We start from the raw sequence: 15,773 nt of genomic DNA on the forward strand, positions 1-15,773 counted from the left end.
GACCCCCGGCCCCCTCCCACGGACGGGGTCGGTTCGAGTACCGTCCTTGCCCATGACGATCATGGCGGGCATGGGCGGCCCGACAGGAACCGGCGTCGGACCGCTGCTGCGCGGCTGGCGGGAGCGGCGGCAGCTCAGCCAACTCCAACTGGCACTCCGGGCGAACTCCTCGGCCCGGCACCTCAGTTTCGTCGAGAACGGCCGCGCCCGGCCGAGCCGGGAGCTGCTGCTGCGCCTGGCAGAGCAGCTGGACGTCCCGGTGCGCGAGCGCAACTCCCTGCTGCTGGCGGCAGGTTACGCCCCGCACTACCCCGAGACACCGCTCGACGCCCAGTCCATGGACGCGCTGCGCGACGGCGTCGAACGGCTGCTCACCGCGCACGACCCGTATCCGGCCGTGGTCATCGACGGCACCTTCCAGGTGCTGGCGGCCAACCGCTCGCTCACCCTGCTGCTGGACGGCGTCGCCCCGGAGCTGCTCCGACCGCCGTTCAACGCCGTCCGGCTCGCCCTGCACCCGGACGGGCTGGCACCGCGCATCGTCAACTTCCGGCAGTGGCGCCGGCACCTGCTCGCCCGGCTGGAGGAGCGGCTGGAGCCGGGGACCCACGCGGAGCCACTGCGGCGGCTGTACGAGGAGGTCCTCGGCTACCCAGAGCCGGAGGAGGCCCCGGCCCCGGAAGCCGCCGACGAGGGGAACCCCTTCGCGCTGCCGCTGCGGGTCCGGCACGACGGTCGGGTGCTCTCCTTCCTGTCGACCGTCACCACCTTCAACACGCCACTGGACGTGACGGTCTCCGAACTGGCCCTGGAGACCTTCCTGCCGGCCGACCGGAAGACCGTGCAGCACCTGCGGTCCGTGGTCGGCCCGGACCGGTAACCGGACCGGTAACCGGGCCAGTAGCCGGACCGGTGGCCCGGCCCTACCGCCGGGCGCCGCTCCGGTGCGGGGCCACCGGCCAGGAGGGTGGGGCGGCCGACCCCGGACAGGCCGCGACGGCGTACGTCGATGACCCCACAGGTAACGTGCCCGGACCGGATCCCAGGGCGGGTTCCGGGGCCGGAACCCGGGGCGGACGCCGGGCTGGGCGCCCGGCGCTCACCGTCCGCGCGACGGCCGGTCCAGCAGCACCCCGGCCCGCTTCACCGCGCGGGCGGTGATCGTGGTCTCGGCGCGGGTGACCCCCAGCGGCCCCAGGGTGTCGGTGAGGAAGCGGTAGAGGCCGCCGTGGTCCGGGCAGAACAGCGTGGCCAGCAGGTTGGTCGGGCCGCTGGTGGCGAAGACGCCGTGCACCTGCGGGTGGCGGGCCAGCTCGGCGCCGACCTCGGCGAGCCGGCCGGGCGGTACGTCCAGCCAGAGGTTGGCGTCCACGGCCATGCCGAGCAGCCGGGGGTCCACGGTGGCGTGGGTGCGCAGCAGGCCGAGCCCGTCCAGCCGGTGCAGCCGGCGCCGTACGGTCGACTCGGGCGCGCCGACCGCCCCGGCCAGCACCGCGTGGGACTGCCGGGCGTCCTGCCCGAGCCGGGCCAGCAGGGCGCGGTCGAGGTCGTCCAGCGGCGGGGGCACGGCGGGGCGCGGCACGAGCGGCCGGGCGAGCGCGGCGGCCTCCTGGTCGGTCAGCCCGCCGGCCCGCCACTGCCCGGCGTCCGCGAAGGCGTGCAGGACGGCGTGGGTCGTGGTCTCGACGACGGCACCGGTCGCCGGCAACTGCCCGTACAGCAGGCGGTCCCGGCCGTGGGCGTCGCCCAGCATCACGGCGCCGACCTCGTGACCGCCGAGCATCACGTCGACGAAGGGCACGTCGGAGCGGTCGGCCAGCGCCCGGGCGAGGGCGTCCACCCGGCCGCGCAGCACCCGGACCCGCAGCAGCAGCGCGCCCACGGCGGCGTCCTCGACGTCCTGCAGCCGCACCACCCGGAGCACGCCGGCCTCGCGCATCCGGCCCAGCCGGCGGGTGACCGTCCGGGCGGAGACGCCCAGCACCTCGGCGATCCGGCCGGGCTCGGCCCGTCCGTCCACCTGGAGGGCGCCGACCAGGCGGCGGTCCAGGGTGTCCAGCACGGTGTCCGGATCCGTCGTGGTGAGGTCCATGGTGTCCGATCTCCGTCGTTCCATGCCGCTTCTGCGTCCTGCTCAGCAGCCCTCACGGTACTCCTTGTCCTGCCCGGCCGGAACGCACCGGACCGGGGCGGAGCAGGGCGGAACCGAGGAGGCAGGACATGGACGGACACGGCCACGGACACGGACAGGGACAGGGACAGGTCGCGGAGCTGTGGGAGCTGACGGAGGCCGTGGAGGCGGCGGTGCGCGCGGTCGGCGCGGGACTGGTGGCAGCCCGGCCGGTCGAGCCGACCCCGGGGCGGACGGTCGAGGAGGCGATGGCGCGGTTCGCCGAGCTGGACGGTCCGGCCGCCGCCGAACTGCGCGAGCGGCTCACCGCGCTGCGCCCGCAGGCCGGGTGGGTGCCGGAGGAACTGGACGGCTCGGTGCCCGCCGAGGGCGAGTGGTGGGTCTGCGACGCGACCGACGGCGCGGTGCAGTACCTGCTCGGGCAGCCGCACTGGGCGGTGACGGCCACGCTGGTGCGCGACGGCGCGGCGGTGCTGGCCGTGGTGCACGCCCCGGAGCTGTTCGGCGCGGGCCGGACCTACCGGGCGGTGCTGGGCGGCGGGGCCCAGCTGGACGGGCGGCCGATCGCGCCGCTGGAGCGCGAGTTGGCGGCCACCGTCGCCGCCACCAGCCAGCCGCCGCTGGTGGCCGCCGACCCGGTGGCGCTGCGCCGGGCCGGCGAGTCGCTGTCCGCGATGGCGGGCGCGGTGCTCGCGGTGCGCAACCTCGGCCCGACCGCGCTCCAGGTGGCGCAGGTCGGCTCCGGGCACCTGGCGCTGTTCTGGCAGTACGGGCGGGACGCGGGCAACCTGCTGCCGGGCGCCCTGGTGGCGAGCGAGGCGGGCGCGACGGTGACGGACACCACCGGGTCGGCCTGGACGGCCGGCTCGGACGGCTTCCTCACCGCCGCGCCCGGACTGCACGCGGACGCGGTGGAGGTGCTGCGGGGGGTCGGGTGAGGCCTCGGACCAGGGCGAGGCCTCGGACCGGGGCCTCCGGCGAGGGGCCCCGGGTGGGACCTCAGGTGCAGCCCCGGGTGGGACCTCAGGCGAGGCCTCGGCCGAGGTCTCAGGTGAGACCGAACAGTGCCGCCGCGTTGTCGTGGCAGACCGCCCGCAGCCACTCCTCCCCCAGCCCCAGCCCGGCCAGCGCCTCCAGCTGGTGCACGTACCGGTACGGGATGTTGGGGAAGTCACTGCCGAGCAGGACCCGCTCCCGCAGCCCGCGCAGGCGCCGCAGTTCGTCGCGCGGGAAGGGCACGTCGGCCTCGGCGAAGTCGGTGAACGCGATGGTGGTGTCCAGCCGGACGGCCGAATGGCGCTCGGCCAGGTCGAGGAAGTCGCGGTACTCGGGCATGCCGAGGTGGGCGACCACCAGGACCAGGCCCGGGTGCCGGTCCAGCACCGCACCGATCGGGCCGGGGCCGGTGAACTTGCCCGGCACCGGCCCGGATCCGCAGTGGGTGACCACCGGGGTGCCGGTGTCGGCGAGCAGCCCCCAGACCTCGTCCAGCCGGTCGTCCGTCGGGTCGTAACCGCCGACCTGGAGGTGCGCCTTGAACACCCGGGCGCCGTCCTCGAGCGCGCGGGCCACGTAACCGGCCGCCCCGGGTTCGGGGAAGAAGGTCGCGGTGTGCAGGCAGTCCGGGGTGCGGGCGGCGAACTCGGCGGCCCAGTCGTTCAACCAGCCGGCCATGCCCGGCTTGTGCGGGTACAGCATGGAGGTGAACGCCCGGACGCCGAAGTCCCGCAGCCGCTGGACCCGCTGCTCCTCGGCCTCGCGGTAGGTGATCGGCCAGGGGCGGTTCACCAGCGGGCCGGCCGCGTCGAAGTACGCCCAGACCTTGTCGAGGACGTTCTTCGGCATGAAGTGGGTGTGCACGTCGATCAGCCCGGGCAGGCCCAGTTCCTGCCAGAACTCCCGTACGCCTGCGGCCTCCTGGTCGTTCACGCGGGCACCGGGCGGGCGCGGTCGATGATCGCGGCGGTGTCGACGCCGGACGGCAGGGTGCCGAAGGCGCCGCCGTGGTCGCCGCCGAGCCGGCTCGCGCAGAAGGCGTCGGCCACCGCCGGGCTGCCGTACCGGACCAGCAGCGAACCCTGGAGGGCCAGCGCCATCGACTCGACCAGCCGCCGGGTGCGGAACTCCAGGTCGGTCGGGTCGCCGAACTGCTTGCGCAGTCCGGCGACGGCCGCGTCCAGCCGACGGTCCGCGCCGGCCGCCGCGTCGAGCTCGCCCAGGAAGGCCTCGATCGTCTCCGGGCGCTTGGCCATGGCGCGCAGGGCGTCCAGGGCGGCGACGTTGCCGGAACCCTCCCAGATCGACACCAGCGGCGCCTCGCGGTAGAGCCGGGGCATCCCGGACTCCTCGACGTAGCCGTTGCCGCCCAGGCACTCCAGCGCCTCGGCGGAGTGCGCCGGGCCCCGCTTGCAGACCCAGTACTTGGCCACCGCCAGGCCCAACCGTCGCACCAGGGCCTCGTTCCCGTCCCCGGCGAGGGTCAGGTCCGTCGCGTGGGCCAGCCGCATCGCGACGACGGTGGCCGCCTCGGACTCCACCACCAGGTCGGCCAGCACGTTGCGCATCAGCGGCTGGTCGACCAGCGCCTTGCCGAACGCCCGCCGGTGCAGGGCGTGGTGGACCGCCCGGGTGGCGCCGTAGCGCATCCCGGAGGCGGCGCCGACGGTGCAGTCCAGGCGGGTCATGTTGACCATCTCGATGATCGTCGGCACGCCCCGGCCCTCCGCGCCGACCAGCCAGCCGACCGCGCCGTCGTACTCCAGCTCGGCGGAGGCGTTGGACTTGTTGCCGAGCTTGTCCTTGAGCCGCATCAGGTGCAGCCGGTTGCGGCTGCCGTCCGGGAGGACGCGCGGCAGCACGAAACAGCTGAGCCCGCCGGGGGCCTGGGCGAGGGTCAGGAAGAGGTCGGACATCGGCGCCGAGGTGAACCACTTGTGCCCGGTGAGCCGGTAGGTGCCGTCGGACTGCGGGACGGCGGTGGTGGTGTTGGTGCGGACGTCCGAGCCGCCCTGCTTCTCCGTCATCGACATGCCGGCGATCAGCCCGCGCTTGCCGCGCGGCTCGCGCAGCCCGTAGTCGTACTCGGTGGCGGCCAGCAGCGGCTCCAACTCGGCAGCCAGGGCGGGGTTCTGGCGCAGGGCCGGGACGGCGGCGTAGGTCATCGAGATCGGGCAGGTGTGACCGGCCTCGACCTGGCTCCAGACGAAGAACTTGGCGGCGCGGGCGGAGTGGGCGCCCGGCCGGTCGTCCCGCCAGGGCGCGGCGTGCAGACCGTTGGACACGGCGGTGCGCATCAGTTCGTGCCAGTACGGGTGGAACTCGACCTCGTCGATCCGGTGGCCGAAGCGGTCGTGGGTGCGCAGCACGGGCGGGTTCTCGTTGGCCAGCCGACCCCAGTCGGCGGCCTGCTCGGAGCCCGCCAGGCGGCCGAGCTCGCGCAGTTCGGGCTCGGCCCAGCCGGCGCCGGCCCGGTGCAGGGCGGCGAGCAGGGTCGGATCGGCGGCGGTGTCGTGTCCGTACGGCAGGGGCACCTGGTTGGTGACCTCATGCGTCGCTGTCATCGCGTCCTCCCAGGGCACGCAGGGTGAAGGAGACCAGGGCGGGGACCACCTCGGCGGTGGCCCGCCGGGGGTCGGAGGGCCGGGGGTCGGAGGGCTGGGGATCGGAGAGCGGGGTGCCCGAGGGCTGGGCGTCGGAGGGCTGGGCGTCGGAGGGCTCGGCGTCGGAGGGCTCGGCCGCGAGTGGGCCGGCCAGGGCCTCACCGACCGCGCCGACCAGGGCGGCGGCGGTCAGCACCGGGTCCTGCTCGGGGAGTTCGCCGGCCGCCACGGCAGCGGCGATCTCGGTGGCGATCACGTCCCGGAACGCCCGCCGGAACACCAGGCGCTCGCCGTCCACCACCGTGTCGGCGGGCTCGACCAGCAGCGCGTACGCCAACCGGGGGGCCCGCAGGGCGCGGGTGGCGAAGGTCTCGACCACGGCGGCGATCCGCTGCCGCGGGGTGTCCCGGAGCGCGACGGCGGCGTTCACCGCGGCCATCTCGCGGGTGACCACCCGGCGGAACAACTGCACCGAAAGCTCGGCCTTGTTGGCGAAGTGCTGGTAGAGGCTGCCGGTGGCGATCCCGGCGCGGTCCGCCACGGCGGCCATGGTGCAACCGCCGTAACCGCGCTCGGCGAGCAGGCCGACCGCCGACTGGAGCACCGCCTCGCGCTGGGCGTCCAGGCGGGCTTGGACGGCGGGGGTGCGTCGGTAGGCCATGGAAGCATTGAAGCACCGATTCACTGCTTCGGGGAGGGGGCGGGCGGGCGGAGACGGCGGGATCGGCGGCGGCAGGGCAGCGGCAGCGGCAGCGGCAGCGGCAGGAACGGTGGGATCGACGGGATCGGCGGGAACCGCAGTGGGAACGACGGGAGGCCGCCCCGGGCGGGGCGGCCTCCTGGTTCTGCTTCCCGGCTACGCAGCGCTACAGCGGGTGGCGCTCCTGCTCCAGGCGCTGGCCCTCGACGTCCAGCGGACCGAACGGCGCCCCCGGCTGCGGCGACTTGGCGAGCGAGCGGGCGGCGGCCTGGTCGCCCAGACCGGCCCACTCCAGCACCTTGGCCGTGGCCTCCGCCGACTGGTCGGCCGGCAGCTTGCCGATGTTGGAGCCGTGGTTGCCGCCGGGCACGACGTAGACGTAGCTGTCGTCACTGCCCCGGCCGAGGTGGAACGGCTTGGCGCCCCACGGGTCGTTGCCGCCGTAGACGAACATCATCCGCTCGCCCTCGCGCTTCACCCAGCGGTCGATGTCGGGCATCGCCTTCGGGTTGAAGACGGTCGGGATCTCCTTCGGCACGTAGGAGCGGGCCGAGTAGAGCTCCTTGTAGTCGTAGTGCAGCTGGTCCTTCAAGTACGAGACGTCGAAGAACGGCGCGCCCAGCTCGGTCGCGGCCTGGTAGTAGTACGCGGTGTACTTCGCCAGCGACTGGTCACTGTTGCCGGTGATGCCCGACTGGGCGTCGTACCACGCGTACAGCTCGTCGTCGGTCGCGGTCGCGGCCACCGGGACCTTCGCGCAGTCCGACTCCAGGCTGTACTGCCAGAACGCCCAGACCACGTCGAGCACGCCGGCCTCGTAGGCGCGGTCCGGGGTGCCGAGGGTGTTGAAAGTGGAACCCGCCGTCTTGTTGTCGGCGATGTAGCGCGGCTCCAGGCGGTCACGGCGCACCAGCAGCTCGCGCTGGGCGGCGTTCAGCTTGGCGCGGCACTCTGGGGTGCCGACGTTGCGGAAGAACTCGGTGTAGGCCGCGTAGTCGTTGACGTCGGTGTTGTTCGGCGCGACGTAGGCGATCGTGCCCGCCACGTCGTCCGGGTAGAAGCGGCGGTAGAAGGTCGACGACATGCCGCCCTTGCTGGCGCCGGTGGAGAGCCACTCCTGGTCGTAGATCCGCTTGAGTGCGGTCACCAGCTTGTGCGAGTCGGCGGCCTGCTGACGGATGCCCGCCTTGGACCAGTCGGCCGGCTCGGGGCGGGAGGGGGTGAAGTACCGGTACTCGATGGAGACCTGGTTGCCGTCCACCAGCCGGGTCGGCTCAGTGCGGGACGGCGTGGTGCCCAGCGTGTAGCCGTTGGTGTAGAAGACGGTCGGGCGGTCGTAGCCGCGGTGCAGCACGCTGAAACGCTGCTGGAAAGTGCCCAGCCAGGGGCGGAAGTGGTCGATCGGCTGGGTGTAGGTGGCCAGGAAGTAGCGGTGGCCGGTGGTGGTGGGCTTCTCCTCGGTGATCGTCACGCCGGGGATCGCCGCCAGGCGGTCCTTGATGTCGGCGGTCGGGTCGTCGGCGGGGCTCCGGCCGTGCGCGGCCCCGGACGCCCCGGACGCCTCGGACCCGCGGCCGGCGTCGGCCGAGGCCGGCGCGGCGAGGCCGCCGATCGCGAACATCGGTATCAGCAGGGCGGATACCAGCAGCCTCTTGAACCTGGTGGTCATCAACTCTCCATCTGGTCAACGGACATGACGTGCCTCGTCGGCACTACTCTGCGGTGCGGGTGGTGCGGCGGCCGCCCGGTGGACGGCCGAATGGGCCACCCGCCTGGTGGCGGGTGGCCCATAGGGGAAAGGTGCTGGTCAAGGGGGTTGCTGTGGTTCCGCCGTCGGCCCGAGGTCCTGCCGGTCGACCCGGAGGCCCCGCCGGTCGGCCCGCCCGCCGAGGGGGTGCGGTGCGGGCGGGCCGGGCCTTGCGGGGCGGGCCGTGCGGAGCGGGCCTCGTGCGTCGGACAGGGGCTACGGGCGGGGCCTGCGGGTCGAGCCAGGGCTTACGAGCGGGGCTTACGAGCCGGAACCTACGGGCCGGGCTCGCGGGTCGAGTCGGGGCTCGCGGGTCGAGTCGGGGCTTGCGGGCGAGGCCTACGGGCGGGGCAGGGTGCAGCCGGCCAGGGTGAGGTCGAGGCGGTTGCCGGGCGCGAAACAGGCGGGGATGCCGTAGGTCTCCTGGGCGTAGCCGATGCCCTGGTGCACCGTGACCGCGCCCGACTGGTCGACCTCGCACGGGTTGTCCAGGGTGCAGGACTCGCCGCTCTCGTTGATCGTGTTGTTCACGGCGACCAGCAGACCGGTCGAGGCGTCGACCACCGGCGAGCCCGAGGTGCCGCCGATCACGTTGCAGCCCGAGGTGTAGCGGACCGAGTCCTTGAACGTCCAGTCGGCCTCGTTCAACTGGTAGGCGAAGCCGTCGATCGAGCAGGAGTAGATCTTCTTCCAGTAACCGGAGACGACCCGGATGTCCGCACCCTGGGTGGGGTGGGTGTCCGCGATGGTCAGCGGCGAGATCCCGTACTTCGACTTGATCGAGGCGTAGTTGGTGTTCAGCTGGTAGATCGACACATCGGTGTCGGTCATGGCGCCGTAGACCACCTTGGTCGCCCGCAGGGTGGCGAGGCGGCCGCCGGTCGAGCTGAGCAGGGTGAAGGTCCGGCTGGAGGGCTGGTCGAGGACGACCTCGCCGGGGCCGGGCATTCCGGACTCCAGACAGTGGCCGTTCGAGAGCACCAGGGCCGGGTCGGTCGCGGCCGAGCCGGGCATCCGCACCAGGGAGCCGGAGCAGTTGCTGAGCGCGACCGTCCCGGCGAAGTTGACCGCGGCCGCCTTGGCCGCCGGGGCGGAGCCCTCGGCCTGGCCGGCGGCCTGCGCCGGGGCGGTGACCTGCGCCTGAGCAGCGGCCTGCGCCGGGGCGGCACCGCCGAGGGCGGCGGCTCCCGCGACCAGGAGCGTGGCGAGCATGCCTATGAGCGGCTTCTTCATGAGAGACCTCTCGGTGTGGGGGTCCCCCAAAGCTGTCGCGGACATGACTTACTGTCAAGAGTCAAAACCAGACCAAGAGAACACCCCTGGTCGTGGCACCGACCGCCCGGCGCCCGGGTTGCTCGCATCGGGGCACTCAGAGCCCCGCCGCGGTCAACTCCCCTGCCAGTGCCGCCGGCCGAGGCTGATCAGGCGCAGCTGCGAGCGCGCCGTGGCGGCGATCCGCTGCTCACGGGCGGGGTCCGCCTCCTGGGCCTCCAGGAAGGCGGAGGCCGTCGACACCATGTGGTCGACATAGAGCTCGGCCAGCATCCGCAGATCCTGCTCGCTCCAGCCCGCCGAGACCGGCTGGAGCGCCAGGGCGGAGCCCACCTCGGCGGCGAAGCGGCCCAGTTCGGCGTCGATCGCCTCGCGCACCTGCCGGACCCCACCGTGTCGCTCGCGCGACAGGAAGCGCACGTGCGGCCGGTGGTCGCGGACGTGCCGCTGGATCACGTCCACCGCCCGGTCGATCAGTTCCTCGGCGCCGCCGGCCTCGGCGAGCACCGAGCGGATCATGACGTGCAGGCTGGCCAGCGACTCCTCGACCAGGGCGACGCCGAGGGCGGCGAGGTCCGGGAAGTGCCGATAGAAGGCGGCCGGGGACAGCCCCGCCTCCCGGGTGACCTCGCGGACGCCCAGGCTCGCCAGGTTCTGATCGGCCAGCAGGTGCAGGCCCGCGTCCAGCAAGGCCCGTCGACTCTGCTGCTTCTGGGCCTGTCTGGCCCCCACAGTGTGATTCACGCCATTCAGTAAACAGTCGTTTGCCGAACTTGGCCAGCCGGGCGTACAGTGGGCCTCGAAGTCAGTGAACACTTGTCAACCGAAATCGGCGCAGCAGCAGTCACAACCACAGCCACAGCCACAGCCACAGCCACAGCCGAAGGAGCCAGCCGTGATCCTGTTCTCCGCACTGGTCGCCATGGGAGTCCTGATCGGCACCGCCGCCCATCTCCCCCTCCCGGTGTTCCTCGCCGCCTCCGCCGCCATCGCCGCCTGGCTGCTCGCCTTCGGCGCCCGCGAGGGCGTCGCCCGCCTGCGGCACCGCTGAGCCCGCCGCACCGTCCACTCCCGTCGACCGCCGAGAGGACCGCCACCGCCATGAGCACCGTCACCGACCACGCCGTCACCGACCACACCGTCACCAGCCGCGCTGCCGCCGAGCGTCAGGGCACCGCCGAGGCCGACAACCTGGCCGTCGCCTCCTTCCTGCTCGGCCTCCCGGGCCTGCTGCTCTTCAACCTCGTGCTGGGCCCGATCGCCGTCACCCTCGCCACCCTGGCCCTGGTCCGCGGCACCAGCCGCCGCGGCCGCGCCTTCCTCGGCCTGGCCCTCGGCATCGCCTCGCTGGTGATCCTCGCCGTCACCACCGCCACCTCCCACGGCGTACTCATCGACCTCGGCTCCTGACCGGGCTTCAACTCCCGGGCGCCCCGGGCCGGACAGCCGATCATGTCAACCCTGCCCACGACCCCCGCCCGCCACGTAGGGTGGCCCCATCGGCCGGGTGACCACAGGGGGCAGGAGTGAGTACCGAGATCCGCAGCGACGCACAGCCGAGGCCCACCGGGGCGGGCGGGGGCGGGCGGCTGCTCGCGGTGAGCGACCTGCACATCTCCTACCAGGAGAACCGCGATCTGGTGGAGAAGCTCCGGCCCACCCACCCCGACGACTGGCTGCTCGTCGCCGGTGACGTCGCCGAACTCACCACCAGCATCGAGTGGGCGCTCGGCCTGCTCGCGGACCGCTTCGCCCGCGTGGTGTGGGCCCCCGGCAACCACGAGCTGTGGACCCACCCCGAGGACCCGGTCCAGCTCCGCGGCGTGGCCCGCTACAACCACCTGGTGGAACTGTGCCGCGCCCTCGGCGTCGTCACCCCCGAGGACCCGTACCCGCTCTGGCACGGCCCCGCCGGCCCGGTGCGGATCGCCCCGCTCTTCCTCCTGTACGACTACACCTTCCGCGCCCCTGGGACGACCACCAAGGAGGAGTCCCTGGCGGCCGCGTACGAGAGCGGCATCGTCTGCGCGGACGAGCGGATGCTCCACCCGGACCCGTTCCCGGACCGCGACTCCTGGTGCCGCGAGCGCGTCCGGCTGACCGAGCAGCGGCTCGCGGCCTGCGACCCGGACGTCCCGCTGGTCCTGGTCAACCACTACCCGCTGGTCCGTCACCCCACCGAAGTCCTGTGGTACCCCGAGTTCGCCCAGTGGTGCGGCACCGAGCTGACCGCAGACTGGCACCGCCGTTTCAATACCGCGGCGATGATCTACGGGCACCTGCACATTCCGCGCAAGACCTCCTACGACGGTGTCCCGTTCGAGGAGGTCTCGCTCGGCTACCCGCGCGAGTGGCGCAAGCGCGGGCTGCCGGACCCGCTGCTGCGGGAGGTGTTCCCGCAGGTCACGGTGGGCTGATCCGTTGACCTGCCGATCCGCTGACCCGCCGGCCCGCTGATCCGCCGGCCCCCTGGACCTCGGGGAGGCCCTCGACGAGGGGGCCTCCCCCGCTCCCTTGCTCCCTCCTGCTCCGCCGCTCCCTCCTACTCCGCCGCGATCGCCCGCAGCACGTCCAGCCGCGCCGCCCGCCCGGCGGGGCGGAGCCCGGCCACCGCTCCCGCGAGCAGCCCGGCCGCCAGGACCACGGCCAGTTGCTCGCCCGGTAGCGCGAACGACCCCGTCCCCGCGCTGTCCGAGGCCTTCACCAGCGCCCAGCCCAGGAACACCCCGAGCCCCAGACCGCCCACCGTCCCGAAGGCCGCCACCAGCACGGACTCCCAGCGGACCATCGCGCGCAACTGCGCCCTGGTCTGGCCCACCGCCCTCAGCAGCCCCAGCTCCCTGGTCCGCTCGTGCACCGCCAGCGTGAGGGTGTTGGCGATGCCGAGCAGGGCTATCAGCACGGCCAGCGCCAGCAGCGCGTAGACCACCGAGAGCATCATGTCGACCCCGGAGGCCGCGCTCTTCGCGTACTCCGCGCGGTCCTGCACCTGCGGACTGCCGTAGGGCACCAGGGCCTTGACCACCGCCGCCTTGCCGGCGGCCGGCGGGACGCCGTCGCGCAGCCCGATCGCGACCATGGTGTCGGCGTCCTGCCCCCGGTGCGGGGCCCAGGCCTGCCTGGTCACCAGGTAGTCGCCGGCCAGCCCGCCCCCCTCGTACAGGGCGCGGATGGTAAAGGGCCCGCTCGCTCCGTCGGTGAAGCCCACGGTGACGGACTCGCCGAGCCGCCAGCCGTGCTGCTGCGCCTCGCTGCGGGAGACGGCGAGCCCGTCCGTGCCGAGCGCGGCGAGCGAGCCGTCCACCCGGCCGAGGTCGACGATGCCGGGCAGTCGGGCCGGGTCGGTGACGTCCAGGGTGCGGCCGTGTCCGTCGATCCGGGCGACGCCGCGGCCGAGCCCGACCGTCTGCCGCACCTCGGGCAGCGCTGCCAGGGCGTCCGCCGCCTTGGGGCTGATCCCGCTGCCGCCCGCCCCGAAGGAGGCGGTGGTGACGGCGAGGTCGCCCGCGAAGGACTTGTCCACCGTGTCGTCCAGGGTGGCCCTGATCGAGGCGCCGAAGACGGTGAACAGCGTGACCACGGCGACGCCGATCATCAGCGCGCTCGCCGTGGCCGCCGTCCGGCGCGGGTTGCGGGCCGCGTTGCGCCGGGCCAGCAGTCCGGAGACCCCGCGCAGCCGGGGCAGCGGCGCGCCCAGTGTGCGGACCGCGACGGCGGCGGCGACCGGGCCGAGCACCACCGTGCCGGCCAGCACCGTCAGCGCCCCGCCCGCCGTCAGCAGGACCGACGGGCCGTCGGTGGCACCGAGGGCGGCGACCGGTACGCCGCCCGCCAGCAGCAGACCGCCGAGCACCGCCCGGACGAGCCCCGCCCGGCCCCGGGCCGCCCCGTCGACCCCCGTCTCCCGCAGGGCGGCCAGCGGCGCCGTCCGCCCGGCCCGGACGGCCGGCAGCAGCGCCGAACCGACCGCCACCAGCGTGCCGACCAGCAGCGGCAGCACCACGGCGGCGGTGCTGATCACCATGCCGCCGGTCGGCAGGGCGAAGCCGAGCACCGAGAACAGCGCCTTGAGGCCGGCCGCGACCCCGATCCCGCCGAGCAGCCCGCCGAGCGAGGCCAGCAGACCGACCAGGGACGCCTCCGCGAGCGTCGCCCCGAGCACCTGGCCGCGCGCCGCGCCGAGTGCCCGCAGCAGCGCGTTCTCCCTGGTCCGCTGGGCGACCACGATGGCGAAGGTGTTGTGGATGGTGAACGTCGCCACCAGCAGGGCGATCCCGGCGAACACCAGCAGCAGCGTGGTGAACAGGCCCAGGAACCGCCCGGACACCTGCTGGGTGCTCTCCTGGGTGGCCGCGGCGCCGGTGACCGCCTGGACGCCGGCGGGCAGCTGCGGGCCGATCCGGTCGACCAGCTCCCGCTGGGAGACCCCGCCCGCCGCCCGGACCTGGATCGAGCTGGCCTGTCCCGCGCCCTTGGGCGTGAGGTGCTGTTCGGCGTCGGCGAAGGTCATCGCAGTGAAGGTGCTCGGCCCCATGCCGTCCGCGCTCGCCCCGAAGGTGGCGATGCCGACGACGGTGACGGGCACCGGGTCGGGGGTGCGCAGCACGGTGGTCGAGCCGAGGTGCAGCCCGCCCGCCTTGGCCGCGCCCCGGTTGACCACGACCTCGCCCGGCGCGGCCGGTGCCCGGCCCTCGGCCAGCCGGTACGGGTTGAGCCGGGCGTCGGTGAGCCAGTTGCCCGCCAGGGTGGGCGGGCCCTGGCCACCGATCGGCTTGCCGTCGCTGCCGATGAGTTGGCCCGCGCCCTGGACGGACGGCTCGGCGGCCGCCACCCCGGGGAGCGCGCGCAGCCGGTCGGCGAGCGCGGCGTCGACCGGGGCCCGCACCCCGCCGGGCGTCCCCAGGGAGTCCAGGACGTCGGCGCTGCGGACCACCGCGTCGGTGCCCGCGTTGGCATCGGCGAACAGGGTGTCGAAGTTGGCCCGCAGGGTGTCGCCGAGCACCATCGTGCCCGTCAGGAAGGCGACGCCGAGCAGGATGGACAACAGGGTGCCGGCCAGCCTGCGCTTGTGGGCGCGCAGCGAGCGCAGGCTGAGCCGGAGGGTGGCGTCGGCCGCGGTCATGACCGCCCCCGTTCGAAGGCCTTCATCCGGTCGAGCACCCGGTCGGAGCTCGGCCGCGCCATCCGGTCCACCAGTCGCCCGTCGGCGAGGAACAGCGCCTCGTCGGCGTGGCCGGCCGCCGTCGGGTCGTGGGTGACCATGACGACGGCCTGCCCCATCTCGTCGACCGCGCGGCGCAGCAGGCCGAGCACCTCACCCCCGGTGCGGGAGTCGAGGTTGCCGGTCGGCTCGTCGGCGAAGACCACCTGCGGGCGCCCGGCCAGCGCCCGGGCCACCGCGACCCGCTGCTGCTGGCCGCCGGAGAGCTCGCTCGGGCGGTGCCGCAGCCGGTCGCCGAGGCCGACGACCCCGATCAGGGTGTCCAGCCAGGCCTGGTCGGGGGCGGCCCCGGCGAGGTCCAGCGGGAGGGTGATGTTCTCCCGGACGGTGAGCGTGGGCACCAGGTTGAAGGCCTGGAACACGAAGCCGATCCGCTCCCGGCGCAGCAGGGTGAGCCGCCGGTCGTTCAGTGGGCCGAGTTCGGTGTCGCCGATCCAGGCGCTGCCGGCGGTGAGGGTGTCCAACCCGGCCGCGCAGTGCATCAGGGTGGACTTGCCCGAACCGGACGGCCCCATGATCGCGGTGAACCGCCCGGCCGGGAACTCCACCGTCACGTGGTCCAGCGCCCGGACCTCGGTGCCGCCGACGCCGTAGACCTTCACGGCGTCGGCGACCCGGGCGGCGGTGCCGCGCACGACGTCGAGGGTGGTCACGCGGCGCCACCGCCCCGGGGGACGTCCCGTGCCGGCTCGGTGAGCACCGCCCGCTTGGCGCGGTACTCCTCGGCGTCGATGTCGCCCTCGGCGTAGCGGCGGCCCAGGACGGCGAGCGGGTGCTCCGCGCCGCCCGGGGCGCCGGGCCCGAACCCACAGGCGCCGCGGCGCCGCCAGAGCGTCCGGCGCAGCAGTGCGATCACCAGGACCACCACGGCGATCCAGACCAGGGGCACCAGCAGGATCCAGGGGCCCGGCCCGTGCCAGTCCGCCAGTTGCTCGGCCAGCTGCGTGTTCATCACGGTTCATCTCCTCGCGGTCGGCTCCACGGCCCCGGGTCTTCCCGAGGTGCCTTGAGCGTCCCGCCGAGGGGTCTCATCACGCGTCCTACCAGCAGCGGCAGTTGGGGTACTCCCGGGAGATTACTCAGGCCCCGCGCCACGCCGGGCC

At 74.1% G+C, this 15,773-nt stretch carries 15 protein-coding genes; 5 read left to right on the forward strand and 10 right to left on the reverse strand.

Annotated elements, in window-relative coordinates; translation table 11 throughout:
- Positions 1-52: 52 nt before the first annotated feature.
- Positions 53-880, forward strand: a complete 828-nt coding sequence (locus ACZ58X_RS20705) for a helix-turn-helix domain-containing protein (RefSeq protein ID WP_470335074.1) — start codon at positions 53-55, stop codon at positions 878-880.
- Positions 881-1,099: 219 nt separating this feature from the next.
- Here the strand turns inward: ACZ58X_RS20705 and ACZ58X_RS20710 are convergent, their stop codons facing one another.
- Positions 1,100-2,092 (reverse strand): Lrp/AsnC family transcriptional regulator, encoded by a 993-nt coding sequence (locus ACZ58X_RS20710; protein ID WP_470335075.1) that lies wholly within the window; start codon positions 2,090-2,092, stop codon positions 1,100-1,102.
- Positions 2,093-2,220: 128 nt separating this feature from the next.
- Between ACZ58X_RS20710 and ACZ58X_RS20715 the strand changes: the two genes are divergently transcribed.
- A complete protein-coding gene (locus ACZ58X_RS20715; protein WP_470335076.1) occupies positions 2,221-3,069 on the forward strand; it encodes an inositol monophosphatase family protein in 849 nt (282 codons plus the stop codon).
- 109 nt (positions 3,070-3,178) lie between these two features.
- Here ACZ58X_RS20715 and ACZ58X_RS20720 read toward each other — a convergent pair whose 3' ends face one another.
- The 6 genes from ACZ58X_RS20720 to ACZ58X_RS20745 form a co-directional block, all read right to left on the reverse strand.
- The gene (locus tag ACZ58X_RS20720; protein ID WP_470335077.1) at positions 3,179-4,060 is read right to left on the reverse strand and encodes an amidohydrolase family protein; all 882 of its coding nucleotides are present in this window, start codon (positions 4,058-4,060) and stop codon (positions 3,179-3,181) included.
- Positions 4,057-5,691 carry an acyl-CoA dehydrogenase family protein gene (locus ACZ58X_RS20725; RefSeq protein WP_470335078.1) on the reverse strand — a complete coding sequence of 545 codons (1,635 nt, stop codon included), beginning with the start codon at positions 5,689-5,691 and terminating at the stop codon, positions 4,057-4,059. The genes ACZ58X_RS20720 and ACZ58X_RS20725 overlap by 4 nt, the downstream gene beginning before the upstream one ends.
- Entirely contained in the window at positions 5,675-6,391 is a 717-nt protein-coding gene (locus ACZ58X_RS20730) for a TetR/AcrR family transcriptional regulator (RefSeq protein ID WP_470335079.1), read from the reverse strand. Before ACZ58X_RS20730 ends, ACZ58X_RS20725 begins: the two co-directional genes overlap by 17 nt.
- Positions 6,392-6,596: 205 nt before the next feature.
- Complete coding sequence (locus tag ACZ58X_RS20735) at positions 6,597-8,099, reverse strand: S28 family serine protease (protein WP_470335080.1); 1,503 nt, start codon at positions 8,097-8,099, stop codon at positions 6,597-6,599.
- Between the two features lie 417 nt (positions 8,100-8,516).
- Positions 8,517-9,410, reverse strand: coding sequence for a S1 family peptidase (locus ACZ58X_RS20740; RefSeq protein WP_470335081.1), 894 nt, complete (start codon positions 9,408-9,410; stop codon positions 8,517-8,519).
- A 153-nt stretch (positions 9,411-9,563) separates the two neighbouring features.
- Positions 9,564-10,193, reverse strand: a complete 630-nt coding sequence (locus tag ACZ58X_RS20745; RefSeq protein ID WP_470335082.1) for a TetR family transcriptional regulator — start codon at positions 10,191-10,193, stop codon at positions 9,564-9,566.
- A gap of 151 nt (positions 10,194-10,344) precedes the next feature.
- Here ACZ58X_RS20745 and ACZ58X_RS20750 point away from each other — a divergent pair, with 151 nt between their 5' ends.
- The 3 genes from ACZ58X_RS20750 to ACZ58X_RS20760 all read left to right on the forward strand — a co-directional run bounded on the left by ACZ58X_RS20750 (position 10,345) and on the right by ACZ58X_RS20760 (position 11,866).
- Entirely contained in the window at positions 10,345-10,500 is a 156-nt protein-coding gene (locus ACZ58X_RS20750) for a hypothetical protein (RefSeq protein ID WP_470335083.1), read from the forward strand.
- Positions 10,501-10,550: 50 nt separating this feature from the next.
- A complete protein-coding gene (locus ACZ58X_RS20755) occupies positions 10,551-10,859 on the forward strand; it encodes a DUF4190 domain-containing protein (protein WP_470335084.1) in 309 nt (102 codons plus the stop codon).
- Between the two features lie 128 nt (positions 10,860-10,987).
- Positions 10,988-11,866: a metallophosphoesterase family protein gene (locus tag ACZ58X_RS20760; protein ID WP_470335144.1), complete on the forward strand. Its 879-nt coding sequence runs from the start codon at positions 10,988-10,990 to the stop codon at positions 11,864-11,866.
- Positions 11,867-11,991: 125 nt separating this feature from the next.
- Here ACZ58X_RS20760 and ACZ58X_RS20765 read toward each other — a convergent pair whose 3' ends face one another.
- The 3 genes from ACZ58X_RS20765 to ACZ58X_RS20775 are packed head-to-tail and all read right to left on the reverse strand — an operon-like array spanning position 11,992 to position 15,622.
- Positions 11,992-14,571, reverse strand: coding sequence for an FtsX-like permease family protein (locus ACZ58X_RS20765; RefSeq protein WP_470335085.1), 2,580 nt, complete (start codon positions 14,569-14,571; stop codon positions 11,992-11,994).
- Positions 14,568-15,323, reverse strand: a complete 756-nt coding sequence (locus ACZ58X_RS20770; protein WP_470335086.1) for an ABC transporter ATP-binding protein — start codon at positions 15,321-15,323, stop codon at positions 14,568-14,570. Before ACZ58X_RS20770 ends, ACZ58X_RS20765 begins: the two co-directional genes overlap by 4 nt.
- Entirely contained in the window at positions 15,320-15,622 is a 303-nt protein-coding gene (locus tag ACZ58X_RS20775; RefSeq protein ID WP_470335087.1) for an SHOCT domain-containing protein, read from the reverse strand. Before ACZ58X_RS20775 ends, ACZ58X_RS20770 begins: the two co-directional genes overlap by 4 nt.
- Positions 15,623-15,773 lie beyond the last annotated feature (151 nt).

The organism is Kitasatospora sp. NPDC040550, assembly GCF_055594965.1.